Raw genomic sequence first — 26,455 nt, forward strand, 5'->3', positions numbered from 1 at the left:
GCCTTCAGCTCTTAAGGCGGACCGTACTCAGAAAAGAGCCGTGTAGACGCACGGCTCTTTTTCTAATACATCCCGGCATTTGCTCAACATAGTAGATCAGTGACTGCTTACCCCTGGGCAGTGGGACGGACAATAATCTCGCTCACGTCAACACCCTCTGGCTGCTCGATGGCGAATGCCATAGCGCGGGCAATGGCATCCGCCGGCATCGCGATCTCATCCCGGGACTCCTCAAGTTTGGCCTTGATCTCCGGATTGGTCATGGATTCCGCAAAGTTTGTCCGTGTCATGCCCGGTGAGATAATCGTCACGCGCAGCTTATCCCCGGCCTCCTGGCGCAAGCCCTCGGAGATGGCGCGCACAGCAAACTTCGTGCCGGCGTATACAGCCATGTTCGGGACAATGCGAAATGCTGCGGTAGAAGCTGTATTGACGAAATGCCCAAACCCCTGCTTGCGGAACACTGGCAGCGCAGCCGCTATGCCGAACAGCACTCCCTTAACATTGATGTCGATCATATCCTCCCAATCCTCTACGCGCAGTTCATCAAGAGGGGAGATCGGCATCACTCCGGCATTGTTGATTAGAACATCAAGCTTGCCGTACCGCTCACATGCCAGATTGACCAGCCCCAGGACGTCTTCACGGCGTCTTACATCTGTTGCAGCGTAGGCGACCTCACCTCCGGTACTCGCGATGCGGGCCGCGAGTGCCTCCAGCCGTCCCGTTCCACGCGCCCCAAGCACGACCTTCGCTCCACTCTCCGCTAACAGAAGCGCTGCCGCTTCACCAATTCCGCTGCTTGCACCTGTAATTGCTATAACCTTGCCTTCAATTCCTGACATCTAAATCCCCACTTTCCAGCTTATTAGCCACATTCTATTGATGGCTTACCCTGCTCATTATGAGGATTCCCCGTTGGTACAAGGTAGACTATTCATATTCAATCCTTGCCTAATCCTGCCTATTGTGGCTACACTAGGCTCAGTTGAATGTACGGGAAAGGAGCACAGATCTATGAGCTTATCTATCATTAACCCTTCAATTTCAGAATATCAGCGTGAATTGGCTCTGCTGATTCAGCATCACACTCCTTCAGATGGCGCGCATCCTTCGGCTGTGCCTTCACTTTTTTTCAGACGCTCCTCTCATGTACTGGAGCCGAGACATTCAATCAACGTTCCCTCCCTGTGCATTATCGTGCAAGGCTCCAAAACAGCCACAGTGGGAGGCGACAGCTACACCTATGACCCGGCCAGCTATCTCGTCACTCCTGTTCATCTCCCCATTATCGGTAAAATCACAGAGGCATCCCCGCAAGCCCCCTACCTCAGCCTTCAGTTGAACTTCACTCCGGACCTCATTCTGGATATCGTCAAGGGCAACCCGCAACAATGGAACGGAAAAACCGGCCGGGGGATTATTGTTAGCCAATCTACCCCTTCACTGCTGGATGCCGTCCTGCGGCTGGTCAAACTTGTGGAAACCCCCGAGGATATTCCGGTCCTCGCACCGCTGATCACCCGTGAGGTTCTTTATAGAGTGCTGCAAGGCGAGCAAGGAGCGTCAATCACACAATTTGCCTTTACCGGCAGCCATGCCTACCGTATCTCCGAAGCAATCCAATGGATTAACCGTGACTATGCCAAGCCACTTCTGATTGAAGAATTGGCGAAGGAGGTCAACCTGAGCCCCTCAGCCCTGCACAAGCATTTCAAAAAGGTCACCGCCATGAGCCCGCTCCAGTATCAAAAGGCCATACGGCTCCAAGTCGCACGCCGATTGCTGCTTACAGAGTTCCTGGATGCAGCCGATGCAGGCTTTCGGGTCGGTTACGAGAGCCCTTCCCAGTTCAGCCGGGAGTACGCCCGCATGTTCGGACGCCCGCCAATCAGCGACGTCAAACATATGCGCGACTCCATCAACTCCCCGGCTACTTAACGTGGTCCGGGCCATACTGGCACGAGACAAAGGCACTTCTGCCTTTGTTTTCACCCTCAGGCCCACTTTGCCCGGATTCAAAGGCACTTCTGCCTTTGTTTTCACCCTCAGGCCCACTTCGGCCGGATTCAAAGGCACTTCTGCAGTTGTTCTCACCCTCAGGCCCACTTCGGCCGGATTCAAAGGCACTTCTGCCTTTGTTTTCGCCCTCAGGCCCACTTCGGCCGGATTCAAAGGCACTTCTGCCTTTGTTCTCACCCTAAGGCCCACTTTGCCCGGACTCAAAGGTACTTCTGCCTTTATTCTCACCTTCAGCTCCCCACCACCACTCCCCATCCGACAGCTCAGCCTCCCATCAAATCGTTCTTTATAATGAATATTTTTAGAAAAACAGCGATTAAATTAGATATCAGCAGATAAATAATAATTAATGGTCTTTATTGCGAACATTTAGACGAAATCACCATTTTTCTTTTGCCCGTCAGGCAGTGTATGATTTCCTTACGAAAACGTTCTTTATTAAGAACGAATATAGCGAATTACATCCACAGTAAGTTATGAGAGGGGGGCCTGCCTCTGTACCCCAGATCCGCCAAACGGCGTAAAAGAAAAACCCGAAAAACCGGTCTTCGCATCCTGCAGTCCGGGATGGCCATATCCGTGCTCCTGCTGTATGCCTCTGGCCAAATCGGCAGTACCTATGGAGGTTTTAACGGTACTGCGGAGACAGTCAGCACCATTGGTTTTTGTAAGGTATTCCCGGATTCCATCAAGCAGCTGCTCAGCGAATTAAACGAACATCTCAATACTGCTGAGGCTCTAAAAGCAACCTTGAAAGGTTATAGTTCTCCGTCTGGTTTAACAGGGATCACTGGAATCGGGTCTATGTCCTTGGAAGAGCTGGAAATAGCGGAAAAGGAGATTTCAAAGCAGGTTGCAGATCTTCATTCCGATCTGATTGCCATTGAAGGCCAGAAGGCCGCCAACACCGGGATCTGGAACGGGATTCAAGCAGAGATTAACGCTGCAGCTGCCGTTCTGGCACAGATTGGAGGATATATGATCGATCTCGATCCCAATTGTCTGGAAATCAGAGATAAGGAATTCTTTGACGGGTTACAGAACAGCCTTAGCCAAAACAGCGTGCTCTCCGAGTCCTTCGCTGCTTCCATAGCCGCAATCGTTCATTATCTGGAGGCCATTCAGAACGGCAATACTCCATTGTCTATAACGGTTAACGAAGCAGTCTACAGCCCACTCGATTCCATCCCGGAAGAACCGTCACAGCTTTTCCCGATCATCGCTGCTTTCGGACAGTCGCCAGGAGAGTTATCTGTAGAACTGGTTTCTACGTATGACAAATTGGATGCAGAGCTGAACAGCGCCAAGGATACTGCAACTGCCGGTATTTCAGGGCTTGAGCAGCAGCAGCAGCTTATCGCCCAGACACGCAGCAAGCGGCTTGAAGAGATCGAGAAAGCCCGGCAAGAGGAACTGGCTAAAGCCAAAAAGGAAGAAGAAGCCAAGCTCGCCCTTGAGAAACAGAAGAAGGAAGACGCTGAAAAGGCCAAAGCTGAATTAAAAGCTACACCTGAGCCTGAAGCCGTTAGTGCCGCAGCTCCAGATGAACCCGAAGCCAGCGCCACCCCGGCACCAGCCGGTGACAACCAGATCACGCCTCCGAACGGAGATGTGACAGTGGCACCTACCCAAGAGCCTCAGGCAACAGAGCCTCCGATAACAGGTCCGGAAATGACCGCATCACCTTCGGAGCCACAACTCATTAAAGGTGGAGACTGACATGCTTATCAAAAAAATAATCAGCCATACTTTATCCGCAGTAATGGTATTGCTTTTCGTGGTGCTGGCAGCAGCCGTTGTAGTGTCCAGGGCCTCGGGAGGCGAACCTACCCTTTTTGGATATGAGATCAAGTCGGTGCTTTCCGGTTCAATGGAGCCCGGTATTCAAACCGGATCCATCGTTGCCCTGAAACCCGGAGGAGACATGACCCGGTTCCATAAAGGCGATGTCATCACCTTTATGAGCGAGGATAATATTCTGATCACTCACCGAATTGTGGATGCTTCAGCAAAAACCGCTGCCGGCGAGGTCATCTATCATACCAAAGGCGATAACAACGACGCTGCGGATATGACACCCGTAAGTTCAGGGAATATTGTGGCCGAGTACACTGGAGTCACCATTCCTTATGTGGGATATGCCATGAATTTTGCCGCCTCCAAAGCCGGCAGTGTGGTCCTGATGATCGTTCCCGGACTTCTGCTCCTGCTCTATGCGCTCTACAGTTCATGGAAGGCTCTTACGGCGCTTGAGAAAAAAAACACCGTACTTCCGCAGGCACCTCCGGGCACTGACATACAGCCCTGATCCGATTGTCCGCTTCCGCCTACGAAACGGAAGATACAATATATACATTTATCATTCGCTTTACTAATCAGAGGAGGAATTAGAATATGGGAATCAAGAAAACATTGGGTTTGGGCATGGCATCGGCAGCACTCGGTTTGTCTTTGATTGGCGGAGGAACCTTCGCATATTTCAGCGACACTGCGACAAGCACGGCAACCTTCGCAGCAGGCACGCTGGATCTGAATTCTGATCCTTCTGTAATCGTGGATATCCCTAACCTGAAACCAGGTGATACTGTAACCAAGACCTTCAAGCTCAAAAATGACGGAACCCTGGACATCGGCTCAGTATTGCTGAAGACCACCACAGAGATTACAGATACGCTTGGCGACAACAACGGTGTCGATCTCAGCAAATTCATCAAGGTTAAATTCCTGAAGAATAATGATAAAGGAACCATTCTCACACCGGAGGTTGTCGTATACGAAACCACACTGGATGCTCTGAAGAACCAAACCCCTGATCTTGTAAACAATACCGGTCTGGATCAAATCTGGACAGAAGCTGACGGCATCAAAGCTCAGAGCAGCGACAGCTTTACAGTCAAGTTCGAATTCGTTGACAACGGTGAAACACAGAACTATTTCCAAAAGGATAAGCTGAAGCTGACTTGGAACTTCGAGGCCAAACAAGGCCCTAAAAAAGATTATTAATTCATAACGGATTGCATGCTGAAGCAGCCTACCCTGATTCCGGAGACGGAGCAGAATAGGCTGTTTTTCCTTTGTAACGATTGATTTTTGTCCATTTTACGGAAATTTGTTATACTGACAAGTGGAAACGGCTTCGCCGTCCTTATAAGGACGGTATCCGCTTCAGCGAGAAATATAAGGATAATTTATAGCGTAAAACAGATAAATTCTTATATTTTAACAATAAGTACGGAGGGGCGTTGTAATCGTGCCGGATAATATGGGAAGTCGTATCCACCAACTCCGTCTGGAAAAAGGCTGGTCCTTATCCGAATTAGCGGACAAGGCTGATGTGGCAAAATCATACTTAAGCAATGTAGAAAGAAATATCCAATCCAACCCCTCTATTCAATTCATTGAAAAAATCGCCGATGCGCTCCAGGTGTCTATCCACAGCCTGCTCTATGGCGAGCCCTCAGAGACTGACGAATCCGCACTAGATGGCGAATGGTTCCGTCTCGTTCAGGAAGCCATGGCCTCCGGTATAAGCAAACGGGAATTCAAAGAATTCCTCGATTATCAAAAATGGCGGCTGGAACAGAAAGATCAATAATCGGACGGTTGTCCTAAGGATCCAGCGATACAGAAAAGGGCACAGCGTCTGGCGCTGAGCCCTTTTCTGTATGTATTCCTGCAAAGTAAACGTCCCTACATCACCTGCAACGTTGTCTTTTCACTTAAAAACCGGCGGATTTCATCTGCACCGATGCCTGCTTTCTTCGCTGATATCAGCAAATAAACCCATTCTAGATCCAGATCACCCATCAGCAGTTCTCCGTCATTCCCCTGGTTGGACTTATCCAAGATATCTCCTCCTAGAATTTTTGCGTCCCCAGGCAGTCCGGCCGTCGTAGTAGTTGAAGCCTTTCTACATTAGACCCGAGACTTTGTGTCCCTGCCTTTCAGCAGGTTTACCCTTTACTGGATCCTTTACATGAAAGGATCTGGTTAGAAAACAATGAAACCGTTATCCGCAATAACATTATATAAGATCTTACACAAAAAGTGTGTCGATTTATGGAAATTATTTATGACAAGTAGTGCAAAAGAACAGTTTTTTTTGCTGGGATTTGTCCAATAGATATGACTTTAGAATCTGTTCATGATGCATTCGGGGACATTCTTGGGTAATTATTACCGGATCACCCTGTTCACATCCAGCTTCCGGTAACCAATATCCGTTTTTCATCATTTAAGGACTGAATCATGCCGCTTTGCGAACGGATTCCCCGAAAGTATGAATTGATTACACGCCTTGAAAGTAGCACAATAAGATGAGGAATGAAACCGCAACCATCGCAGCTCCACTGGGCGCCCAAGCCTCATGCGGCACGTGGAGTTCATCCGTTAGGAGGATGTATTCATGGCAGTTAAAGAGCCCTATAACGAATCCATTTGGAGTAAGTATCACGGCCCCAATCTGGGCTACATTCAAGAGAAATATGAGCAATTCGTTCATGATCCTTCATCCGTAGAACATCATTACCGCGATTTGTTTACCGTTTCCGGCCCTCCTCCGCTCGCTCCGGATGCCGTTCAGGCTCCGCAGCCGACCCTTTCGGGAGACACCGAGTGGCTGAGAAAGGCCGTACGAGCTTCCAAGCTAATCGCCAATATTCGTATATATGGCCATATGGCCGCCAATATCGATCCGCTGGAGCAGGTTAACAGCCCTATGGCCAAATGGCTGGATTACCAAACCTATGACTTGACCCGCGAGGACCTGATTGCTTTGCCTGCCTCGCTGATCTGGGAGAATGCGCCGCCGGATGTTCATACCGCATGGGATGCCGTTCACCGGATGCGCCAGGCCTATACGCAGACTATCGCCTATGAATTTGGACATGTGCATGACGAACAGGAGCTTCGCTGGCTGAACAGTCAGGCGGAGTCCACAAGCTCCCCCGCGCCGCTGAACAATACCGAGCGCAAGGAGCTGCTGAACCGCCTGATTCAGGTAGAGCAGTTCGAGACCTTCCTGCATAAGACCTTTGTCGGCCAGAAACGCTTCAGCCTGGAAGGCAATGATGCGCTGGTACCCATGCTGGACGAGATTGTCCGTGCCGCCGCACATGATGGTGCAGAGCATATCCTGATGGGTATGGCCCACCGCGGACGTCTGAATGTGCTGGCTCATATTCTCGGGAAACCCTATGATATTATTTTCTCGGAATTCCACCATTCTCCGAACAAGGAGCTTTTCCCTTCCGAAGGCTCCATGGGCATTAACTACGGCTGGACCGGCGATGTGAAATACCATTTGGGTGCTGACCGCGCCGTGCGCGAGGGCGAGACCGTCCGGACCCGCATTACACTGGCCAATAACCCGAGCCATCTGGAATTCGTTAATCCAGTCGTTGAAGGCTTTACACGTGCAGCTCAGGAAGACCGGAATTCCCCGGGTTTGCCGCAGCTCGACACGAACAAGGCCATGGCTGTGCTGATGCACGGGGATGCCGCTTTTCCAGGCGAAGGGATTGTTGCGGAAACGCTCAACATCGGTAAGCTCAAAGGGTACTCCAACGGCGGCACGGTGCATATTATCGTCAATAACCGGATCGGATTCACTACCGAAAGTGAAGATTCCCGTTCCACCCATTATGCCAGCGACCTTGCCAAAGGCTATGAAATCCCGGTGGTTCACGTCAATGCCGATGATCCTGAGGCCTGCATCTCGGCTGTCCGCTTGGCTAGCGCCTACCGCAATCAGTTCAAGAAGGATTTCGTGATCGATCTGATTGGATACCGCCGCCACGGCCATAATGAGATGGATGATCCTGAAACCACCCAGCCGATTGTGTATGGCAGAGTGCGTAACCATCCGACCGTCTACCGTGTCTATGCGGAACGACTGCAGCGGGAGAAGATCATCACAGCAGATGATGTGAACCAGATGAACCTTGATGCCGAAAAAGTGCTTCAGGAAGCCTTCGACCTGATGAAGGATGGCAAACGTAAGAACGGAGATGCCAAAACTTCCATACCGCTCGAAACGGAAGCAACCCCGCCGCTATCCACGGCGGTGCAGCTGGAGCAGCTGCAGCAGATCAACCGGGAGCTGCTGACGGTACCGGGCGGCTTCAAGGTCTATCCGAAGCTGGAGCGGATTCTGCAGCGCCGCAAGGATGCGCTGAATGACGGAGAACGGGTAGACTGGGCACTGGCCGAAACGCTGGCATTTGCCACTATCCTGAAGGACGGTACACCGATCCGCCTGAGCGGCCAGGATTCCCAGCGCGGAACCTTCGCCCACCGTCATCTGGTGCTGCACGACAGCGAGACAGGTGCTCTGTTCTCTCCGCTGCACCAGCTTAGCGATTCCAAGGCCTCCTTCGGGGTGTACAACAGCCCGCTCTCGGAAGCCTCGGTACTCGGCTACGAATACGGCTACAATGTGTTCGCGCCAGAAACCTTCGTGATCTGGGAAGCACAGTATGGCGACTTTGCCAATGCCGCTCAGGTTATTATCGACCAGTTCATCGCTGCCGGACGCGCGAAATGGACTCAGCGCAGCAATCTGACGATCCTGCTGCCGCATGGATATGAAGGGCAAGGCCCTGAGCACTCCAGCGCCCGGCTGGAACGGTATCTGCAGCTCTCCGCTGAGGAGAACTGGACTGTGGCGAACCTGAGCTCTGCAGCGCAGTATTTTCATCTTCTGCGCCGTCAGGCAGCCTTGTGCGGCAAGGGGGATGCCCGACCGCTCGTGATCATGGCTCCGAAGAGCCTGATCCGCAACCCGCGCAGCACCTCCTCCGGAGCCGAGCTGGCTTCCGGCGGATTCCAGCCTGTACTTCCCGAGCCGCTTCTTGGCGGCAGTCCTGGGGAGATCAAACGGCTGGTAGTGTGCAGCGGCAAGGTGACACTCGATCTGCAGACGGAGCTGGAGGCCGCCAAGGATCAAGACTGGTCCTGGCTGCATATCCTCCGTCTGGAGCAGCTCTATCCATTCCCTGAACGGGAACTGGCCGCACACCTCAGTGCGATGGGTTCCCTTACGGAAATTGTGTGGCTGCAGGAGGAACCGAAGAACATGGGCGGCTGGAGTTATGCTGAGCCCCGGCTGCGGGCCATCGCCCCGCAGAACGTCAAGGTGCAGTATATCGGCCGTCCGGAGCGATCCAGCCCGGCTAGCGGATATGCGGACGTGCATACTTTTGAGCAGCGTCGTATAGTAACAGAAGCCCTGAAATTGAACTCGCAAGTACAAGCGGCTGTACCGTCTTCCAGATAGAGGGCGGTGTCTCGGTAACGTAAACTATTCTATTTGGGGAGGTAAGGGCCTGTGTCCGAAATTAAAGTACCCGATTTGGGCGAATCTATTTCCGAAGGAACGATCTACAAATGGCTGGTAAAAGAGGGGGATACGGTCGGCCAGGGGGATGTGCTGGCTGAACTGGAGACTGACAAGGTCAACCTGGAGATCAGCGCAGAGGAGGACGGCGTCATCTCCTCCATCCTGCGCCAGGCTGGCGAGAATGTAGCCGTCGGCGAAGCGATCGGCATCATCGGCAGCGGCGCCGGTACGGCAGGCGCCGAAGCGCCGCAGAGCGCTGCGGCCGGCAAGCCGGAGGCTCCTGCTGCGAGCAGCGAAGCCCTAGCGGCGGCTGCACCGCAGGCAGCGGCGCCAATTGCCCCCGCCGCACCCGAAGCAGCGGCGGCGGGCACTGCGGCCCTGGCTTCGCCGGGGGCGCGCAAGCTCGCGCGGGAGCGGGGCATCGACCTCGGCGAGGTCAGTGCCCGCGACCCCATCGGCCGGATCGCTACGGCCGATGTGAAGGGCCATGGCGCAGCCGCGGCCGCTGCGCCAAGCGCTCCGGCGGCAGCGGCCGCGCCTGCGCCGGTGAAGCCTGCGGCGGCAAGCTCCGCGCCGCAGGAGGAAGGCAAAGCCGTCGAGCGCAAGCGCATGTCGCGCAGACGGCTGACCATCGCGAGCCGCCTCGTCGAGGCGCAGCACACCGCGGCCATGCTGACCACCTTCAACGAGGTGGACATGACGGCGATTCTCGACATCCGCAAGCGCCGCAAGGATGCCTTCAAAGAGAAGCATGATGTCGGACTCGGCTTCATGTCCTTCTTCACCAAAGCGGTAATCGGCGCACTCAAGGCCTACCCGCTGCTGAACGCCGAGATCGACGGCGAGGATCTCCTGATCAAGAAATACTATGACATCGGCATTGCAGTATCTGCCAAGGAAGGCCTCGTAGTACCGGTCGTCCGCGATGCAGACCGGCTGAGCTTCCCGGAAATTGAACGGAAGATCGGTGAGCTGGCCTCCAAGGCACGCACAAATACGTTAAGCCTGCCAGAACTGCAAGGCGGTACCTTCACTATCACCAATGGCGGGGTTTTCGGCTCACTCATGTCAACCCCAATCCTCAATACACCGCAGGTCGGTATTCTCGGTATGCACAAGATCCAGCTCCGTCCGATCGCCCTGGACGAAGAAAGAAGTGCCAACCGCCCGATGATGTACATCGCACTGTCTTACGATCACCGCATCGTAGACGGCTCCGAAGCGGTTAGCTTCCTCGTCAAGGTCAAGGAATTGCTGGAAGATCCTGAAGCGCTGCTGCTGGAAGGCTGATCCCTTACATCTTCGGACAAGAAATCACCACAAATCTAGAAATCATCTTCTTCAAGAGGGCTACACAGACCGTTTGAAATCGTCTGCGTAGCCCTTTTTCTCAATAACAATTCTATTCCTGCCTCCACGGAAACCTCTTACAATTAATTCCCCTTCACAACTATGCCCAGCAGAAAGGCAAGTGGATTATCTCCACCTATTTTTGTCAAAATCATCATTATATAAGTAATTAAATGGATTTCATCCACCTAATCCAGGCAATTTACTTGCATTTCCACTCTAGGGCATAGATTAGTTCTACTTTTTCCCACTAAATTTATTCTCAGAAGGAATCAGACTAGATTAGTGATACTTTTTCCACTATAACAGAGTGAGCTATGCATCCAACCGATAAGAGACCTATTGATTAGGCAAGACTCTTCCTTACCTCAGTAACTCCCATATCCCACCTCCACTCCCCTTATCTGCCCTTCTCTTATCCGCCCTCCTCTCCTCCTTTTCTTATCCTGCAACGCCCCCCTTAAAATTTGTTCCTTGACTTTGAGCATACTCCAAGTAGTACATTCATGGCAGGTGGCCACCGTATCTTGGAAGATGAAAAGGGGAACTAAGGAATGACACAACCAACAACCGTTCTGATCACAGGCGCAAATAAAGGGATTGGCTTCGAAACAGCCAGACAGCTCGGAGCGCTCGGACATAGAATCCTGATCGGCTCACGTGATGAGCAGCGTGGCAGCGAAGCGGCAGCCGCTTTGGCACAGGAAGGCATCCATGCACACTTTATCCAGCTTGATCTGCAGGACCAGGATAGCATTGTAGCTGCAGCGCAAACAATTGCCAAGGAGTACAGTGGTCTTGATGTGCTAATCAACAATGCGGGCATTTCTCTTGGGGGCGGCGCTGCTCCAAGCCAATTGCCGGTGAATGACCTCAGAACAACGTTCGAAACTAACTTTTTCGGTACGATTGCTGTAACCAGAGCTATGCTCCCGCTGCTCCTGCAATCTCCAGCTGGACGGATTGTCAACATGTCGAGCGGCCTGGGCTCCTTGACCTTCAACAGCGATCCCCATCACGAGCATGCCGCATTTAACCTGCTTGCGTACAATAGCTCCAAAGCGGCGGTTAACATGGCTACGATTACTTTTGCCAAGGAATTTAAGGATACTCCGCTCAAGATTAATTCAGGAGATCCCGGCTTCACCGCCACCGATCTCAATGGCTTCACTGGTCAACGCACCGTAGAGCAAGGGGCTAAGATTGCTGTACGTCTGGCTACACTAGATGCAGACGGCCCGACAGGAGGATTTTTCGATGAGAATGGAGAAGTTCCTTGGTAATGTTACTCAAGGAGGTTCCAATGGACATTACTGCGCAAGAAATTCCGGAGACCGTCACTTCCATCAGCCAGGCTGCAGAACTAACCGGCTTAACTGAGGATACGATACGCTATTATGAGCGGATTGGTCTGCTGCCGTATGCCGACCGCAAACCTAACGGCCATAGACACTACAGCAAGGACCAGATTCTTGGTATCCGTTTTCTGATGCGCCTCAAGGCTACCGGAATGACGCTGGAAGAAATGCGATATTATCTGGATCTGACCCATCAGGGGGATGGTACGCTATCCGAACGGTACATCCTGCTGGAGGCGCACAATGACAAAATCGCCCGTGAGATCGCAAAACTCCAAGAGACGCAAGAGATTATCCGCTATAAGCTCCGCCACTTCCGCGAGCTTGCGGAGAATCCGAATACCGATTCTTACGACTGTGAGGCTCCGGATAGCAAGGCTTAATAAGCCCATTCTTTCTGAGCTGAATATCAGGCCCCAAATAAACCGTTTCTCCACCTAAGCGTGGACCACGGCTTCATTTGAGGGTCTTTTTTTGCTTGTATTATACAGTTATATAGATAGGACTTGGAAACTTGATCATGAGATCCGTGAATCCTAATTCTGCTGAAAACGCCGCATGGGATGATTATGCATGAATTAGGTGTACAAAATCCCACAAATACCTTCTGTAGCAGAGTTCCAGCCCATTTAGTTACACTTATTCCACTTCGCTTCAGTCCCTAAGGAGATTCAGCCAGCCATACATACCGACGTAGCCCCTTATATTAAGGGCGGACCACGATTGTTCCGTTAATGTGGTACAACAAACACCTCATATATCGGATCGCTCAGCAACTTTCTGACCTCTACCAGGGCGGGACGCAAATTAAAAAAAGAGATATCCGCCTCCGTCTGTACGGAGGGCAGGATATCTCTTTTTTAATTAGATTCTCTTTGTCTCTAATTTTCTTAAGCCGACGTCTATCTATATATGGCTTAAGCCGTATGCCGTGAAGGCTTCAGGCTCATTCCCTTTTCTCTTGCCTGCTTCTGCACCGGAGGCTTCAGGGAAACCGCAAGGATGCAGGCCAGGATACACAGAAGTCCGATCACAATGAAGGTAGGCTTGAACCCGCCGAGGAACGCGGCGATGAACGAACCAGACAATGCGCCGATCCCGAAGCCCTGGTAGACAATTCCATAGTTCTTGCTGTGGTTCTTAAGGCCGAAGAAGTCGCTGACAATGGCCGGGAACACTGTAATGTTCCCCCCGAAGCAGAACGCGATTGCTGCCACACAAGCGAAGAACAATCCGTAGCTTAAGGTTGCATAGCTTAGGGTAAGCATCGCTGCGGCGGTGACCAAAAGGGTGGCACTGACCAGCTTCAAACGGCTCATACGGTCGGACAAGGCTCCCAGAATCAGCCGGCCGGCTGTATTGAAGATGGCGATCATCGCCACGGCATTTGCCGCTGCGGCAATATCCAGACCGGCCAGCTGCACCCCGATATCCTTAACGATACCAATCAGATAGAGTCCGCTCATGCAGGCAGTGAAGAAAATAACGAACAGCAGGTATGCTTCCTTCGTGCGGAGCATTTCTTTGACGGTATAGTCTTTCACCGGAACCGGAACCGCAACTGCAGGGCCAACAGCTGAAAGAGCTGCTTTGCCCCCTGCAGCTTGTGCCGGGGCAGCCACAGGTGCTTCCCGAACCAGCAGTGAACCCACAACGATCATAACCATAACCATAAGGCCCCAATACAAGAAAGCACTAGACACCCCTGCCGACTCAATCAGACTGCCGTTGATATATTTGAACACCAGGCTTCCTGTTCCATAGGCACCTACCGATACACCTGAGATTAAGCCTTTATTCTTCGGGAACCATTTAATCAGATTGGACAGCGACGTAATGTACGCCGTTCCATCTGCATACCCGACAACTACACCGGCCAGCAGGTAAAACATCGGAAGGGAGCTGGCCTGTGAACTTAGGATCAGACCCAACCCCAGCATAATCCCTGCGGCAGCGGTCAGTCTGCGGAGGCCGAACCGGTCCTGCAGTTTCCCCGCGAACAGTGTCGCGAAGGCCAGGGCAAAGCTGGTAATGGAAAAAGTTATCGAAACAGAGCTGAGCTCCCAGCCGAATTTACTGACGAGCTGTGCATTGAACAGGCTCCAGGTATAGATCGTGCCCAGTCCCATCTGCATAATCACTGTACCTAACACGATGAGCCACCGTTTGCTGCCCGCTGTAGTCGTTGTCATGAGGTATTCCTTCTTTCTCTCTATTGATCGCTTCGAGGCCTTCTGTGCCTCTTCATTGTAGCGAAAATGCACTTTCTTGAGAGAAATCCGGAATGAGATGACTTAATCGGGGAATGAACTGCCGCTAGATGCGCATGATCTGCCTGAATTCCTTCACCTTGCTGCGGCTGACCGGCACTTCATAGTCCAGATCGCGCAGCCGGAGCAGGTAGGTATTGTTGAACCAGGGGATGATTTCCTTGATTTTGGACAGGTTCACAACATATGAGCGGTGGCAGCGAAAGAAGCGGTCCTGCGGCAATCGGCTGTGAAACTCACTGATGCTTAAGGCCATACTGTACTCCTCCCCTTTGGTGATGACACTTGTCGTCTTCTCCTGCGCCGAAGCATAATAGATTTCGTCGGCATCGACGACGATGATCTTCTCATTTTTCCACAGGTTGACCTTGTCGCTGACCTTCACATGTTCTTCTCCTGCCTGGTGTCCGCGTGCCGCAAATGCCCCCTCCAGCTTACTCAGCATCGCCTTGATTCTCGTTTCACTGTAGGGCTTCAGAATATAGTCAAAAGCTTCAATCTCAAACGCCTCGGCAGCATGCTCCTTATACGCAGTAATGAACACGATATAGGGCTTGACCGAGAACCGGCTGATATTCTGGGCCAGCAGTACACCGTCAATGGAAGGAATGTTGATATCCAGAAAAAGCACATCCACTTCCTCCGTCTGCAGATACTTCAGCGCATCCAGCCCGTCCTCGAACTCGGCGGCAATTCTTATGTTGCTGTGTGCCCCGATCAGAAAAGCAAGCTCCTGCCTTGCCAGTACTTCATCCTCTACAATTATCGCTCTCATCGCTGCTCCTTTGTGACGTCAAAATAGATCTCCGTCCCTTTATCCAGCCTGTGGATCGTCAAGCCATTGCCGTAAATCAGCTTTACCCGCTGATGCACATTGTACAGCCCGATTTTGTTATCCGGCATATCTCCGTTGTAGACCTTCTCAATGGTCGCTTCATCAATCCCTATACCCGTATCAGAAATGCCGATCCGTACCTTGCCACCCAGATCCTTCACGTAAATCATCACCGTGCCTTGGCCCTTCGCCTTCAGGATGCCATGGACAATCGCATTCTCCACCAGCGGCTGAATGATCAGACTGGGAATCCGCACCTCTACCTCGTCAATGTCATACTCCACGGCAAGCCGGCTGCCGAAGCGCGCTTTTTCGATCTCCACATATTGCTGGACCTGCTGCAGCTCGCGCCGGATATCAATGAAATCATCGGTCAGCTCCAGATTGTAGCGCATATAGCCTGACAGATTAACAATCAGCTCCCTTGCCTTATCCGGATCAATGCGGATGGAAGAAATGATCGCGTTCAGCGCATTGAACAGAAAATGGGGATTAATGCTGGTCTGCAGCGCCTTCAGCTCCGCCTTGTTAGCCATCTCCTTGATGCCCTCCACCCGGGACACCTCCATCAGCGTAGAGATAATCTGCGACAGCCCCACCGCCATCACCTGCAGGGAATAAGTGATTTTATGGGCTTTGGTGTAATAAATCTTGAGCGCGCCCGTGACCTCGCCCTTCTCTTTGAGCGGGATAATGATCAGTGAGCGGATCGCCCGGTTCATATATTCCGTATCATCGTCGCGGATGGTAATCTCGCCGCTTCGGAGGGTCATTTTTGTTTCTTCGCTGATAATCTCGTTTGCTTCCGCATAATATTCCTCTCCAACGCCAACATAGGCGCGGATGTAGCGGGTATCGGTAATGGCGACTGCATCGGCTCCAATATCCTCCTTGATGATCCTGCAAATGGTCCGCAGCGACTGGGGGTTGATGTTCCGGAAATACGGCAGCGTCTTATTGGCAATATCGAGGGCCAGCTTGGACTGCTTCGCGGCAATCCGCTCCTTCTCCCCTTCTACGCTCTGCACGAGCATGACGATAAGACCCACACTGATCTGGCCGACAATCATTGGAAAAGCAATCTTGGATACGATGTCCGCACCCAGGGACGCCGGATTCGCCATAACCAGAATCAGCACCATCGTCAGCGCTTCACAGGCCATTCCGGCCAGAATTCCCGCTATCCACCGGCGCTCTGCGGAGGTCCGGCGATAAATGATGCCCGAGACAATCCCCGCTGTAATGCTCGTAATCAGGCAGGGTACTGAAGTGATTCCTCCGATATCAATGAGAAAACGGTGAACCCCGGAGATAATACCTGTAATCAAGCCTACCCATGGACCAAACAGAATCCCTCCGGCCACGATGGCGATAATCCGCACATTCACCAGGGAGCCTTCTACATTTATGCCCGTATAGGTCCCGAGGATTGCAAACAGACTGAAGACCACCGTTACCATCGCGAGTTCCTGGGGAGCATACGCCCCTTTAACGAAGATCTCCTTAAACCGCGGCACCCGTGTCAGCACGAACAGACACATCAGCAGCAGCGCCGCCCTCTCAAACAATTGCAGCAGTATCGTCAGATTATGTCCCACAGCCACGCCTCCAAAGGTCAATCTATCGGTCCATTATAGAATGCACCTTGCTGCATAAGCAATCCACTGCCTAAACTGAACTTAAGAATTAGATGATGTGGCCCAAAGAATCCCTGTTATTCCAGAGGTTCACCGAATCATCATGGGGAGTATATCGTGAGTTCTTCAAAATAAGGCTTATAATGAGTGTAATACATGAAATTCATGGAGGTACTGATGCTGCGGATACATAATGAAGAGGATTTGCTGCAGGAAGTGAAAGAAGATTGCTGGATGATGGATATTTTGGCGGCTGCAAGGGAGCTGCAATTACCAGACTCCTGGGTATGCGCCGGATTTGTGCGCTCCAAAGTCTGGGATGTACAGCATGGCTTTGCTGAAAGAACACCCTTGGCGGATGTGGATGTGATCTATTTCGACCCGGATGACCTGCGGGAGGAGGTCGAGAAGGTCTGGGAGGAGAAGCTGAGACGTATGTACCCTTCCATCCCCTGGTCAGTCAAAAACCAGGCCAGAATGCATGAGGTTAACGGCATTGCCCCGTACTCCTCGTCCACAGATGGTATGTCCAAGTTCCCCGAGACAGCGACTGCGCTTGGTCTTGCGATGGACGAACATGGAGAGCTTAGGTTGGCCGCTCCGCACGGGGTCTCTGATGTAATCCGGATGATCGTCCGCCCCTCCCCGCATTTTAGCGCCAACCCCAAGCTGCATCCGATCTATGAATCCCGGATAGCGAAGAAGAACTGGCAGCGGATCTGGAATCTGCTTCAAGTCCTTTCCATACAGGATTAATCGCCTGAGCCTACACTGCCAGGTCGATGCCCACCACACCAACAATCTCTCCCTGCCGGTCCTTGATCGCTCTGGAGAGGGTGATGCACGATTGCTTCGTGATGGCCGAAACATAAGGCTGCGAGACATACTCGCCTTCGTTCATCGCTCCGTTCCACCAGTCGCGCCGCTTGGCATTCATCAAGCCGGCAGCAGGCTCGGAATAGATGAATGTGCCGTCTGTACGGTTGGACCAAATGGCCTGCACATCCGGCACTTTCTTCATGCAGGAGGCAAGAACGCTGCCATGGCTGGCTGTATCCGGAGCGTATAGCTCCTCCTTGGCCGAAAGATCCTGTAGAAGGCGCTGCATTTCCTGCAACCGCTCTGTATATGGGCCGGTCTCGGTCTCGATCTTGTTCCGTCCGGCAATGCTGTCCACCGATTGCTGGAGCGCCTGCGATTCAAGCAGCAGACTGGCACTGACGTCGTTCAGCTGGCTGATTTGCTTCCGCTGCCGGGTAACCTGTTCAAGTGTCAGGTCCACACCTGCAATGGTCTCATTCACAATCCCCACTGCACCGCTCAGTTCGTCTGTAACCTCATCGATCAGCCCCTTCTGCCGTGAAGCTGCGGTTACTGTATCGGCAACGGCGGTACCAACCTCTTCGATTCGGGCCGAAATTTCACCAAGGCGCTGCTTCACTGTAGCTACCTCAGTGACACCCCGCCCCACGGCCGCCTGCTCCTTCGTCACCGATTCCAGCACTTCCCGGACTCCATTGTTGATGTCCAGCAGTACACCCGATGAACGCTCCACCGAGCTTCGGCTCTGATCAGCCAGCTGTCTGATCCGGTTGGCAACAACGGCAAACCCCCGGCCCTGTTCGCCTGCCCGTGCCGCCTCAATAGAAGCGTTCAACGCCAGCAGCGAGGTTTCATTCACAATGCCTACAATCAATGAGTTGAACTCCTCAACCATGGCGATGTGTCCGCTCAAAGTCGTGAACTTGCTGAGCATGTCCCCGCTCTGCTCCTCCAGCTGTTCCATAACCGCGTCCGTATTCTTCAGGGAATCCACCGTTCCAGCCATATCCAGCCGGGCAGCCTGCATCGCCGTCCCCAATTCACCTGTAAGCTCCTCTATCTGTGAAGTAACAGCGGCCACACCGCCCATAGTAGCAAAAGCACCCTCAATATTCGCCTTCGCCTCATTGCTTCTCGTCTGCAAATCCACCTCATAGGCATGGGAGTAATCCGCCGTCTGCTGCAGCTCCCCCGTATGACGGCTGATCTCCTCCAGCGCCCCATGCAGCCTGTCTGAGGTCACGACAATTTCATTCCCTAGCTGCTCCACCTTACCCTGCGATTCAGCAAGCAGCTCCTCCCTGCGCACTCCTCTGCGGTGAACATCCAGCCCGAGCAAGCCGAGTGCTGCCATGAGCAGCACGAACACCACTTTATGGACCCAGTATATATCCATCCACAAGCTATACAGACCCACAAGCAGCAGCAACAGAACGGTTACGACAGTCTTCCCCCGGCGAACACGCATCTTCAACTTCCACTCCACCTCTTCATGTTATGTATCCTAACATTATATCAGCGGACCTAAATAAAGGAAATACTTTCTATTTTAATAAAAACGGCTACACTGTCCTTTATTGAACAGCGTAGCCGTTATAGATTTCCTGGTTAGAGCTGGCTGAATGGCCTCATTAGATTCGGCGGCAGACTAATTGGAGAAAGTGAACTTAAATCAATCTTATCCCCGTTCTCAGCAAGCGCTAGTTGGAAAAAGCAGATCTAATCCGACCCATTTCCATCTTTTCGGGTGAAATTACGCAGAAACCGCAGTTCTCTTATTCCAGCATCCCCCGCGCAATCCATACCCCTGCAGCACCGGCCTGCGCCAGCCCGCGGGTGATGCCCGCTCCGTCACCACCGCAGTAAAGGCCGGAAATTTCCGTTTCCAGCTTCTCTGTCAGCTTCGGCCGGGCGGAATAGAATTTCGCTTCCACGCCATAGAACAGCGTATGCTCGGAGGCAATGCCCGGAGTGACTTTTTCCAGTGCCTCTACCATTTCAATCAGACTCTTCATCGTTGTATACGGCAGCACCAGCCCGAGATCCCCAGGTACCGCTTCCTTCAGCGTAGGCTCCAGAAACCCTTCCTTAATCCGTGTTTCAGTGGAACGGCGTCCGCGCAGAATATCTCCATATTTCTGGACAATGACACCGCCGCTGGACAGATCATTGGCCCGCTTGCAGATTTCCCGCGCGTATTCATTCGGCTTGTCAAAAGGCTCCGTAAAGGTATGCGAAACCAGCAGCGCAAAGTTGGTGTTCATGGATCCCAGCGCAGGGTCTTTGTAGGAATGCCCATTGGCCGCCATCACTCCGCTGTGATTCTCCACGACAACATGTCCGGATGGGTTGCTGCAGAACGTACGGACACGTGTGCCTACGGAGGTATTGAAGATGAACTTCCCTTCATAAAGATGCTCATTAATTTCCCGCATCACGACGTCTGAGGTTTCCACTCTTACGCCAACATCCACCTGATTGTTGTACATCTTGAGCCGGCGTTTCTTCAGCACATCCGTCAGCCACGCCGAGCCGTCACGCCCCGGAGCGATCATAACCTTGCCTGCCTCATAGCTCTCGCCATTCTTCAGCACGATGCCTGTAATCCGGTGTTTGCCCTCTTCTTTAGCTGTAACGATATCTTGAACCTCAGTTTTGAACAGCATATCTATGCGTGTCCGCAAATATTCATATATGGATTTCAGGATTTCCAGGTTCTGCTCTGTTCCGAGATGGCGCACCTGCGCCCGCAGCAGCTTAAGCCCGGCGGCGTACCCCCGCTGCTCGATGTCCCGGATGCTTTCGGTTGTCGGATCTGTAATAACCGGTGTAGCTCCATGCTCCAGATTGATGTCATCCACATACTGGATCAGCTCCAGCACTTTGGACGGTGCCAGATAATCGGTCATCCACCCGCCAAATTCCGTGGTGATATTGAACTTGCCATCGCTGTAGGCACCCGCTCCCCCAAATCCGGCGGTAATGGAGCAGGCAGGCAGACAGCCGGCGAATTCCTTGCGTCCCGAGGCTGGAGGGCAGAGTTTGATTTTCTCCTCCAGAATCGGGCAATTGCGCCGGTAGATATCATGACCCTTGTCCACCAGCAGCACCTTCAACTCAGGGGCTTTGCGCGTCAATTCATAGCAGGCGAAGATTCCGGCCGGACCGGCACCTACGATAATCACATCATATTTACTCATCGGTTTCTCTGTTCCTCCCAGGATGAAACGGGCCTCATGTGTTTAGCAAGGGCAGCATCCGTTTCTGCGGTAATCATAGTTCTTCTATAACGCAACACAAAAAATCCTGACCACTTCATAGGTATGCTAAAAGCATCCTATTCGTAGCCAGGAATTTACGGTTCCCTGTAGAAACCCCCAAACCTTATCTTTGAGGATATACGAACAGCTAATCATTGATTTATCAGCCAATAGGAATATTACAGAACATATACGAATGTGTCAAGGAGTTTTGATGCCGATAATTCGTGTTCCATGCACATATGGCATATAAACTCTAGGAAACGCACTGAATAAATAACTAAACACGAACATTCATAATTCAAAAATAGTAGTATGGATGAATAAATCCCAGGATAGGAAATGGATAATTCCAATATATAGTACGAATGTCTCATTCGTTTTTTGGAGGAAAACAGTGAGTTTTGTCGAATCTATAGATACATTGCCACTGGAAAAGAGGAACATCCTATGCATATTCCACCGCCAACTCCTCGCCAAACGTACTGGAACCGTCTGATCCTGAATGCATTCTGGGTAGTACTGCTTGTCTATCTGTCCACTCATATCATTGTCTCTTTATCCATAAGCGGGGAACGTCCCGACTTTTCAGGTAAAAGCTTCTTTATCCATAATATACTGATTCCTGACCTTATCATTCTGGGTTCCTTGTTAGTGCTGGAAGCCATACATAAATGGCAGCCTCTATTGTCAGAACTCTCCATCATTATTGCCAGCCATTTGATCGCAATATTGATGATTTCCAGTATCAGTGACGAATTCCATGTGAAGCCGCTGATTATGCTCATCCCTTTGCTGGTCTCCATGCTCTATTTAAGAAACATCTATTTGAAAGCCAGTTCCATTCTTTGTCTGATATATATGATCCTGCTGTTCCTGAGTACGCATGCTTCTGACTATATAGTGCGCGTCCAAAATATTATGATTGCCCTAATCTTAACAGGGGCTGCCCTTGCGGGTTTTGGCATCATTGCCCGGGGGCGTGAACTGATGAATTCTCTGGAAAACTCGCTGCAATCGGAGCAGGATCTGCGCATTCAAAATATCATTATGGACCGGTTGTCCAAGATTGATCCTTTGACCGATCTGTATAACCACAAAACCTTTCACGAATATCTCGGCTGGCTGATTGATCACCAGCAGAGTAATCCGTTTCCGATGCAGCTGGCTATTCTGGATATCGATAATTTCAAAAAAGTAAATGATCAGTATGGACACTGGGTCGGTGATATTGTACTGAGACAGGTTGCCGCGATGGTGCTGAAGCATATTGGTGCGGATGATTTCGCCGCCCGGTATGGGGGGGAAGAGTTTGTCGTCATTTTGACGGCCAAGAAGCTGGAGGATTCACGCAGGATTATGACGCGGATTCTAACCGCCATTGCCGAACTGCCTATTACCGAAATGGATGGAGCTTCCATAACCGTCAGCATAGGCATGCATGACTACACTGGCACAGACTCCAAAAGCTCCACCTTTCAGAAGGCAGATGATGCACTGTACGAGGCCAAAAAATCCGGCAAGAACAAAATCATTATTGCCTGATTAAACGGTCAAACATTCAAAATAGGCCTCAGAGCAAATAGCTCTGAAGCCTTTTCCATGCCTTGCGGCAACGGATTGATTCATTGCAGGTATTCGGGTCCATGGCGTCTCTGAGGCTCCAGCAGCTCAATCACTCCGTGCTGCGGCACCGGACGGCTAATGAGATATCCCTGTACCTTGTCACAATCCGATTCCTTGAGGAACGCCAGCTGGTCGGCATCCTCTACCCCTTCTGCTACAACCTCCAGACCCATTTTATGCCCGAGAGTGATGATGGTCTGGACAAAGGATTGGCTGTAGGCCTTTTCCACCAGCGAGTCAATGAAAATTTTGTCCATTTTGAGTGTGGAGATCGGTAACTGCTGCAAATAGCTTAGGGATGAATACCCCGTTCCAAAATCATCGAGAGCGATGCGGATCCCGCGCGATTTCAAGAATTCCAGCTTGCTTACCGTGTTTTCAAAGGATTCCATGAAGATAGATTCTGTAATTTCAAGCTCCAGACAATTAGGCGCAAGGCCGCTTTCCTTCAGACTGTCGAGTACAATCTCCACGAAATCATCCTGCAGCAGCTGAATAATGGATATGTTTACCGAAATTTTGTAGGGTAGGCCCGTTCGGTCATTAATGCCTTTCATGAAATTGCAAGCCTCTCTAAGCACCCATTCCCCGATATAGATGATCAGCCTGGAATCTTCGGCAATTTTGATAAAGGACAGCGGAGATACAAAGCCTATCACCGGACTGTTCCAGCGGATCAGTGCTTCAAAACCCGAGATAAGTCCTGTCCGGATATCCACCTGCGGCTGGTAATGCAGCTGAAATTCATTGTTATTCATCGCACTGCGCAGATGTTTCTCAATGTTCATCCGTTCATTGAATGGCATATGCATCGACTTGTCGTAGACCACAAAGGTGTTTTTCCCTTCCTCTTTGGCCCTGTACATGGCAACATCGGCATTCATCAGTATCTCTTCTGTAGTTTCACCGTCTTCCGGGTAAAAGGAAATCCCAATACTCACGGAAACATAAAGATTGCTCTCTCCGATCAGAAATGATCTGCGGAAGGAACGCAGAATACTCTCTGCCAGTTCAAGGACCTCCATGCGGTTCTCTGTATCTTTGACAAACACCACGAACTCATCACCGCCAAGCCGGGACAGCATGTCCCCTTCGCGTATAATGGACTGCAGACGTTCACTGGCCTGACGGATCAGGATATCACCGGATTTATGGCCCAGCGTATCATTAATATATTTGAAATTATCCGTATCGACGAACAGAAGTGCCGCCTTGCCTCCGGGACGGTGGAAATAACTCTCCATGGTCTCCAGTAAAAGAATACGGTTGGGCAGATTACTGAGTGAATCCATATACGCCAAACGGTGCATATTCTTTTGATTCTCCAGCAGCATATCATACTGGCCAACAAGTTCATCCTGCGTGGCTGTAAGCTGCTCATAGGTGGCTTCAAGCTCCTGGTAGCTGTTGCTTAGCTGGAGCTCAGCCTGCTTGCGCTTGCTGATATCAATTAAGGAGCCCAGGAACAACATCATTTGGTCTTTATGGTCTGCAATAGCCTTGCCGCGCACTTCAAACCAGACGTAGCTGTTGTCCTTAGTGCGCATCCGGTACTCCAGTTCATAGATTGGGGTCAATCCGGCCAAGTGCTCCTGACGGGCTTTACGCGCAGGCTCCTGGTCGTCGGGATGGATGATGCTGAGAACACCGCCTTCGAACAGGTTAATCTCTTCTTCCGTGTAGCCCATGACCTCATACCAGCGTTCGGACAGTTTGTATCTCCCGGTCTCGTAGTCCAGCTCCCACAAATAGGCACCGGAGCCCTCGGAAGCGAGCCGGAACCGGCGTTCACTTACGGCAAGCTTGCTCAACTGATCTTTCAGTTCTTCTTCGGTCGCCGACAGTTCTTCGTATGTGGCCTCCAGCTCCTCATAGCTGAACTGCAGCTTGAGCTCATTCTGTTTGCATTCATCTATATCCATCCCGACGAGCACAAATATATCCTCTGCCCGCGGGTCCATTCCACGGATCAGCGTTGTACGGAACGAGAAGTAGCGTGCTTCGTGTGAATCAGCCGGAAGCTTCAGCTCCACGTTACTTACGTAATCTTGATGCACTGCCCGGAGGAGAAGCTCCCTTAGCATTTCCGTCCCTCCATCAAGCCCCGTAATCTTCTCGAGGCTCACATCCAGCACATCCTTCCCGCTAAGTCCGGTCATTGCTGCCGCATAGTGATTGAATTTCACAACCCGCTTATCCCCATGTACCGCCCATACAATCATGCCGCTGTGCTCAATGACATCCCCGAAGAATTCCTGTTCCGAATGAATGGTCCGCCGGAGATGCCTGATATAGACTCTGAGCGCAGCAATCACGGTGGCCAGGAGTAATATACCAATGACAATTCCGGATATCATCCGGCCGCGAATCATCGATCTGAAATTATCGGAATGGTTGAAAAAATATTGCTGGTACAGCTCTTCATAAGCCCCCGACCGCTCTAGCCGGTCCAGCCGGCCATTAATATAAGAGACGAGCTGAGGCTTAGACTTGCTGACGCCAAAAGCGACATCTAAAGGGTATAGATCACTCAATTTACGGACGATATTGCCGGTCAAGCCCTGCTCAACGATTAAATAGTCTACCACTCCCTGATTCTCAAAGAGCAGGTCAATCTCGCCTTTCCGCAGCGCTTCCAGCGCTTCTGGTACTGTAGCATATTCTATGTATTGTGAGGCATCTGTTTTATTGCGAAGAACGGTCTCGGAATATTGGTCCTTGCCGACGCCGACTATGTAATTCTTCAGGGTGCTTAGCTTAATGTCTTCTCGGAGCGCCTGACGGGAATATACGGATATATAGCTTTTGAGTACAGGCTTCGAGAACAGGATCTCCTTCTTCCGTTCCTCAGTTATGGCCATAAGGCCTGTTGTATCAATTTCTCCCCGCGTCAGCCGTTTGTATGTATCCTCCCATTCGCCAGTACTGTAGTGAATCAGATATTCCCGATTCTCAAAAATCATACTCGTCAGGTTAATGTCGAAGCCGGTCAGGTATCCGTTCTGTATATACTTGTATGGCGGATAGTCGAGTTCTGCCTGGTATCGGATTTCCTGTCTTTCGGCGTGAGCGGATGCAGGGGGCGCAAGCATGAGCACAATGCTAATTAGAAGCAAGAATTTACACCGCTTCATCGCAATTCTCCTTTACCAAAATATAAGAATTTTTATGCTTCACGCTATCGTTTATATCAAGCTCTATTCGACAAAAATCGGTATGTTTCCTGCAAGCGGCCTCTGCAACTGCGATAAATTATGCAAATCCTCTAAGTACACCTAAAACAAAAAATTGAAGTCTTTTATTTTTTATATTGCTTTTTAGATAAAAAATGTGGATAATAGCATTAACAGTTGATAATGATTATCATTATTGGAGTAAAGGAGACTGAACACCCATGAACGCAGCCACTACCCGGACGACACTAAAGGTTGACGATTATTTGGATCTGCTCAATCTTGCTGTAAAAGTTGGAGATTTGAAATGGCAAAAGGAAATCAAATCCAGATTGCAATATATACTCTGCCTGCAAACCAGATAGCAGTCCTGCAGTTACGGGGCTGTCCCAAAAGTAGTTTTCTACGAGTAGAGACAAACCCTTCTCATTTTCAAAACCGTAAAAAGGTCAAAAGAGCAACATTTCTCCCGTCACTGGAGAAATGTTGCTCTTTGTTTTTGGTCATTTGCAGCTTGCTTCAAGAGATTGTGGGCAAGGCAAAGCCAACCGACCTCAAGCGTCACTTTTTCCATGCCGCGAAGCAGAAAGCGCCGGAAGCCCCGGTTATTTTTCAGTTGTCCAAATTCACTTTCCGGTTCCGTCATTCGGCGTACGGCCAGGCCGTAACCTTCCTCACTTCGCAAGATCTCCCGAGCCTGCTTTTGGTAACGCAGTCGTTCCAAACTAACAACCACTTCCCGATCTCCGGCTGCCTTCGTGCA

The 26,455-nt window shown here is 51.2% G+C and carries 21 protein-coding genes and 2 riboswitches; of the genes, 12 read left to right on the plus strand and 9 right to left on the minus strand.

The window, feature by feature from the left end:
- Nucleotides 1-107: 107 nt before the first annotated feature.
- Nucleotides 108-845 (minus strand): SDR family oxidoreductase, encoded by a 738-nt coding sequence (locus A3849_RS02625; protein ID WP_074110033.1) that lies wholly within the window; start codon nucleotides 843-845, stop codon nucleotides 108-110.
- A 172-nt stretch (nucleotides 846-1,017) separates the two neighbouring features.
- Between A3849_RS02625 and A3849_RS02630 the strand changes: the two genes are divergently transcribed.
- From A3849_RS02630 to A3849_RS02650, 5 genes are all read left to right on the plus strand, one after another.
- Entirely contained in the window at nucleotides 1,018-1,941 is a 924-nt protein-coding gene (locus tag A3849_RS02630) for an AraC family transcriptional regulator (protein WP_074110034.1), read from the plus strand.
- Between the two features lie 648 nt (nucleotides 1,942-2,589).
- A complete protein-coding gene (locus A3849_RS02635) occupies nucleotides 2,590-3,741 on the plus strand; it encodes a hypothetical protein (protein WP_143191710.1) in 1,152 nt (383 codons plus the stop codon).
- 1 nt (nucleotide 3,742) lies between these two features.
- Complete coding sequence (gene sipW, locus A3849_RS02640) at nucleotides 3,743-4,330, plus strand: signal peptidase I SipW (RefSeq protein ID WP_074110036.1); 588 nt, start codon at nucleotides 3,743-3,745, stop codon at nucleotides 4,328-4,330.
- An 86-nt stretch (nucleotides 4,331-4,416) separates the two neighbouring features.
- Nucleotides 4,417-5,025, plus strand: coding sequence for a TasA family protein (locus A3849_RS02645; protein WP_074110037.1), 609 nt, complete (start codon nucleotides 4,417-4,419; stop codon nucleotides 5,023-5,025).
- A 259-nt stretch (nucleotides 5,026-5,284) separates the two neighbouring features.
- Nucleotides 5,285-5,617 carry a helix-turn-helix domain-containing protein gene (locus A3849_RS02650; protein WP_074110069.1) on the plus strand — a complete coding sequence of 111 codons (333 nt, stop codon included), beginning with the start codon at nucleotides 5,285-5,287 and terminating at the stop codon, nucleotides 5,615-5,617.
- 95 nt (nucleotides 5,618-5,712) lie between these two features.
- Here A3849_RS02650 and A3849_RS32270 read toward each other — a convergent pair whose 3' ends face one another.
- Nucleotides 5,713-5,868 carry an anti-repressor SinI family protein gene (locus A3849_RS32270; protein ID WP_256700622.1) on the minus strand — a complete coding sequence of 52 codons (156 nt, stop codon included), beginning with the start codon at nucleotides 5,866-5,868 and terminating at the stop codon, nucleotides 5,713-5,715.
- A 28-nt stretch (nucleotides 5,869-5,896) separates the two neighbouring features.
- Nucleotides 5,897-5,990, minus strand: a riboswitch (cyclic di-GMP riboswitch).
- Nucleotides 5,991-6,427: 437 nt separating this feature from the next.
- Here A3849_RS32270 and A3849_RS02660 point away from each other — a divergent pair.
- The 4 genes from A3849_RS02660 (at nucleotide 6,428) to A3849_RS02675 (ending at nucleotide 12,452) form a co-directional block, all read left to right on the plus strand.
- On the plus strand, nucleotides 6,428-9,298 hold the full coding sequence (locus A3849_RS02660; protein WP_074110038.1) for a 2-oxoglutarate dehydrogenase E1 component: 2,871 nt from the start codon (nucleotides 6,428-6,430) through the stop codon (nucleotides 9,296-9,298).
- A gap of 51 nt (nucleotides 9,299-9,349) precedes the next feature.
- Nucleotides 9,350-10,651: a 2-oxoglutarate dehydrogenase complex dihydrolipoyllysine-residue succinyltransferase gene (gene odhB / locus A3849_RS02665; RefSeq protein WP_074110039.1), complete on the plus strand. Its 1,302-nt coding sequence runs from the start codon at nucleotides 9,350-9,352 to the stop codon at nucleotides 10,649-10,651.
- Nucleotides 10,652-11,265: 614 nt separating this feature from the next.
- Complete coding sequence (locus tag A3849_RS02670; RefSeq protein ID WP_074110040.1) at nucleotides 11,266-11,994, plus strand: SDR family oxidoreductase; 729 nt, start codon at nucleotides 11,266-11,268, stop codon at nucleotides 11,992-11,994.
- Nucleotides 11,995-12,014: 20 nt separating this feature from the next.
- Nucleotides 12,015-12,452, plus strand: a complete 438-nt coding sequence (locus tag A3849_RS02675; RefSeq protein WP_074110070.1) for a MerR family transcriptional regulator — start codon at nucleotides 12,015-12,017, stop codon at nucleotides 12,450-12,452.
- Nucleotides 12,453-12,986: 534 nt separating this feature from the next.
- On the opposite strand, the gene A3849_RS02680 is transcribed toward A3849_RS02675, so the two are convergent.
- From A3849_RS02680 to A3849_RS02690, 3 genes are all read right to left on the minus strand, one after another.
- Complete coding sequence (locus A3849_RS02680) at nucleotides 12,987-14,261, minus strand: L-lactate MFS transporter (RefSeq protein WP_074110041.1); 1,275 nt, start codon at nucleotides 14,259-14,261, stop codon at nucleotides 12,987-12,989.
- 124 nt (nucleotides 14,262-14,385) lie between these two features.
- Nucleotides 14,386-15,114 carry a LytR/AlgR family response regulator transcription factor gene (locus A3849_RS02685; protein WP_074086647.1) on the minus strand — a complete coding sequence of 243 codons (729 nt, stop codon included), beginning with the start codon at nucleotides 15,112-15,114 and terminating at the stop codon, nucleotides 14,386-14,388.
- Nucleotides 15,111-16,715 carry a LytS/YhcK type 5TM receptor domain-containing protein gene (locus tag A3849_RS02690; RefSeq protein WP_178382588.1) on the minus strand — a complete coding sequence of 535 codons (1,605 nt, stop codon included), beginning with the start codon at nucleotides 16,713-16,715 and terminating at the stop codon, nucleotides 15,111-15,113. The genes A3849_RS02685 and A3849_RS02690 overlap by 4 nt, the downstream gene beginning before the upstream one ends.
- Before the next feature lie 252 nt (nucleotides 16,716-16,967).
- On the opposite strand from A3849_RS02690, the gene A3849_RS02695 reads away from it, so the two are divergent.
- Nucleotides 16,968-17,567 carry a nucleotidyltransferase family protein gene (locus A3849_RS02695; RefSeq protein ID WP_256700623.1) on the plus strand — a complete coding sequence of 200 codons (600 nt, stop codon included), beginning with the start codon at nucleotides 16,968-16,970 and terminating at the stop codon, nucleotides 17,565-17,567.
- Nucleotides 17,568-17,577: 10 nt separating this feature from the next.
- Here the strand turns inward: A3849_RS02695 and A3849_RS02700 are convergent, their stop codons facing one another.
- Together A3849_RS02700 and A3849_RS02705 are read right to left on the minus strand one after the other, a co-directional pair.
- A complete protein-coding gene (locus tag A3849_RS02700) occupies nucleotides 17,578-19,101 on the minus strand; it encodes a methyl-accepting chemotaxis protein (protein ID WP_256700629.1) in 1,524 nt (507 codons plus the stop codon).
- Between the two features lie 307 nt (nucleotides 19,102-19,408).
- Nucleotides 19,409-20,833 (minus strand): NAD(P)/FAD-dependent oxidoreductase, encoded by a 1,425-nt coding sequence (locus tag A3849_RS02705; RefSeq protein WP_074110043.1) that lies wholly within the window; start codon nucleotides 20,831-20,833, stop codon nucleotides 19,409-19,411.
- Nucleotides 20,834-20,957: 124 nt separating this feature from the next.
- Nucleotides 20,958-21,057, minus strand: a riboswitch (purine riboswitch).
- 286 nt (nucleotides 21,058-21,343) lie between these two features.
- Between A3849_RS02705 and A3849_RS02710 the strand changes: the two genes are divergently transcribed.
- Nucleotides 21,344-22,438, plus strand: a complete 1,095-nt coding sequence (locus tag A3849_RS02710) for a GGDEF domain-containing protein (protein WP_074110044.1) — start codon at nucleotides 21,344-21,346, stop codon at nucleotides 22,436-22,438.
- Between the two features lie 80 nt (nucleotides 22,439-22,518).
- Here A3849_RS02710 and A3849_RS02715 read toward each other — a convergent pair whose 3' ends face one another.
- The gene (locus A3849_RS02715) at nucleotides 22,519-25,653 is read right to left on the minus strand and encodes an EAL domain-containing protein (protein ID WP_074110045.1); all 3,135 of its coding nucleotides are present in this window, start codon (nucleotides 25,651-25,653) and stop codon (nucleotides 22,519-22,521) included.
- A 260-nt stretch (nucleotides 25,654-25,913) separates the two neighbouring features.
- Between A3849_RS02715 and A3849_RS32680 the strand changes: the two genes are divergently transcribed.
- Nucleotides 25,914-26,057 (plus strand): hypothetical protein, encoded by a 144-nt coding sequence (locus A3849_RS32680; protein WP_178382584.1) that lies wholly within the window; start codon nucleotides 25,914-25,916, stop codon nucleotides 26,055-26,057.
- A 107-nt stretch (nucleotides 26,058-26,164) separates the two neighbouring features.
- On the opposite strand, the gene A3849_RS02720 is transcribed toward A3849_RS32680, so the two are convergent.
- Nucleotides 26,165-26,455, minus strand: a 291-nt coding sequence (locus A3849_RS02720) for a transposase (protein WP_178382585.1), incomplete at its 5' end; no start/stop codon positions are given.

The sequence above is a fragment of the Paenibacillus sp. P46E genome (assembly GCF_001909095.1).
GTDB lineage: Bacteria > Bacillota > Bacilli > Paenibacillales > Paenibacillaceae > Paenibacillus_AQ > Paenibacillus_AQ helianthi.

Coding starts and splice junctions, on each gene's coding strand:
- A3849_RS02625 (WP_074110033.1), bottom strand. CDS start 845: ATGTCAGGAATTGAAGGCAAGGTTATAGCAATTACAGGTGCAAGCAGC.
- A3849_RS02630 (WP_074110034.1), top strand. CDS start 1,018: ATGAGCTTATCTATCATTAACCCTTCAATTTCAGAATATCAGCGTGAA.
- A3849_RS02635 (WP_143191710.1), top strand. CDS start 2,590: ATGGCCATATCCGTGCTCCTGCTGTATGCCTCTGGCCAAATCGGCAGT.
- sipW (WP_074110036.1), top strand. CDS start 3,743: ATGCTTATCAAAAAAATAATCAGCCATACTTTATCCGCAGTAATGGTA.
- A3849_RS02645 (WP_074110037.1), top strand. CDS start 4,417: ATGGGAATCAAGAAAACATTGGGTTTGGGCATGGCATCGGCAGCACTC.
- A3849_RS02650 (WP_074110069.1), top strand. CDS start 5,285: ATGGGAAGTCGTATCCACCAACTCCGTCTGGAAAAAGGCTGGTCCTTA.
- A3849_RS02660 (WP_074110038.1), top strand. CDS start 6,428: ATGGCAGTTAAAGAGCCCTATAACGAATCCATTTGGAGTAAGTATCAC.
- A3849_RS02670 (WP_074110040.1), top strand. CDS start 11,266: ATGACACAACCAACAACCGTTCTGATCACAGGCGCAAATAAAGGGATT.
- A3849_RS02675 (WP_074110070.1), top strand. CDS start 12,015: ATGGACATTACTGCGCAAGAAATTCCGGAGACCGTCACTTCCATCAGC.
- A3849_RS02680 (WP_074110041.1), bottom strand. CDS start 14,261: ATGACAACGACTACAGCGGGCAGCAAACGGTGGCTCATCGTGTTAGGT.
- A3849_RS02685 (WP_074086647.1), bottom strand. CDS start 15,114: ATGAGAGCGATAATTGTAGAGGATGAAGTACTGGCAAGGCAGGAGCTT.
- A3849_RS02690 (WP_178382588.1), bottom strand. CDS start 16,715: ATGTGTCTGTTCGTGCTGACACGGGTGCCGCGGTTTAAGGAGATCTTC.
- A3849_RS02695 (WP_256700623.1), top strand. CDS start 16,968: ATGAAATTCATGGAGGTACTGATGCTGCGGATACATAATGAAGAGGAT.
- A3849_RS02700 (WP_256700629.1), bottom strand. CDS start 19,101: ATGCGTGTTCGCCGGGGGAAGACTGTCGTAACCGTTCTGTTGCTGCTG.
- A3849_RS02705 (WP_074110043.1), bottom strand. CDS start 20,833: ATGAGTAAATATGATGTGATTATCGTAGGTGCCGGTCCGGCCGGAATC.
- A3849_RS02710 (WP_074110044.1), top strand. CDS start 21,344: ATGCATATTCCACCGCCAACTCCTCGCCAAACGTACTGGAACCGTCTG.
- A3849_RS02715 (WP_074110045.1), bottom strand. CDS start 25,653: ATGAAGCGGTGTAAATTCTTGCTTCTAATTAGCATTGTGCTCATGCTT.
- A3849_RS32680 (WP_178382584.1), top strand. CDS start 25,914: ATGAACGCAGCCACTACCCGGACGACACTAAAGGTTGACGATTATTTG.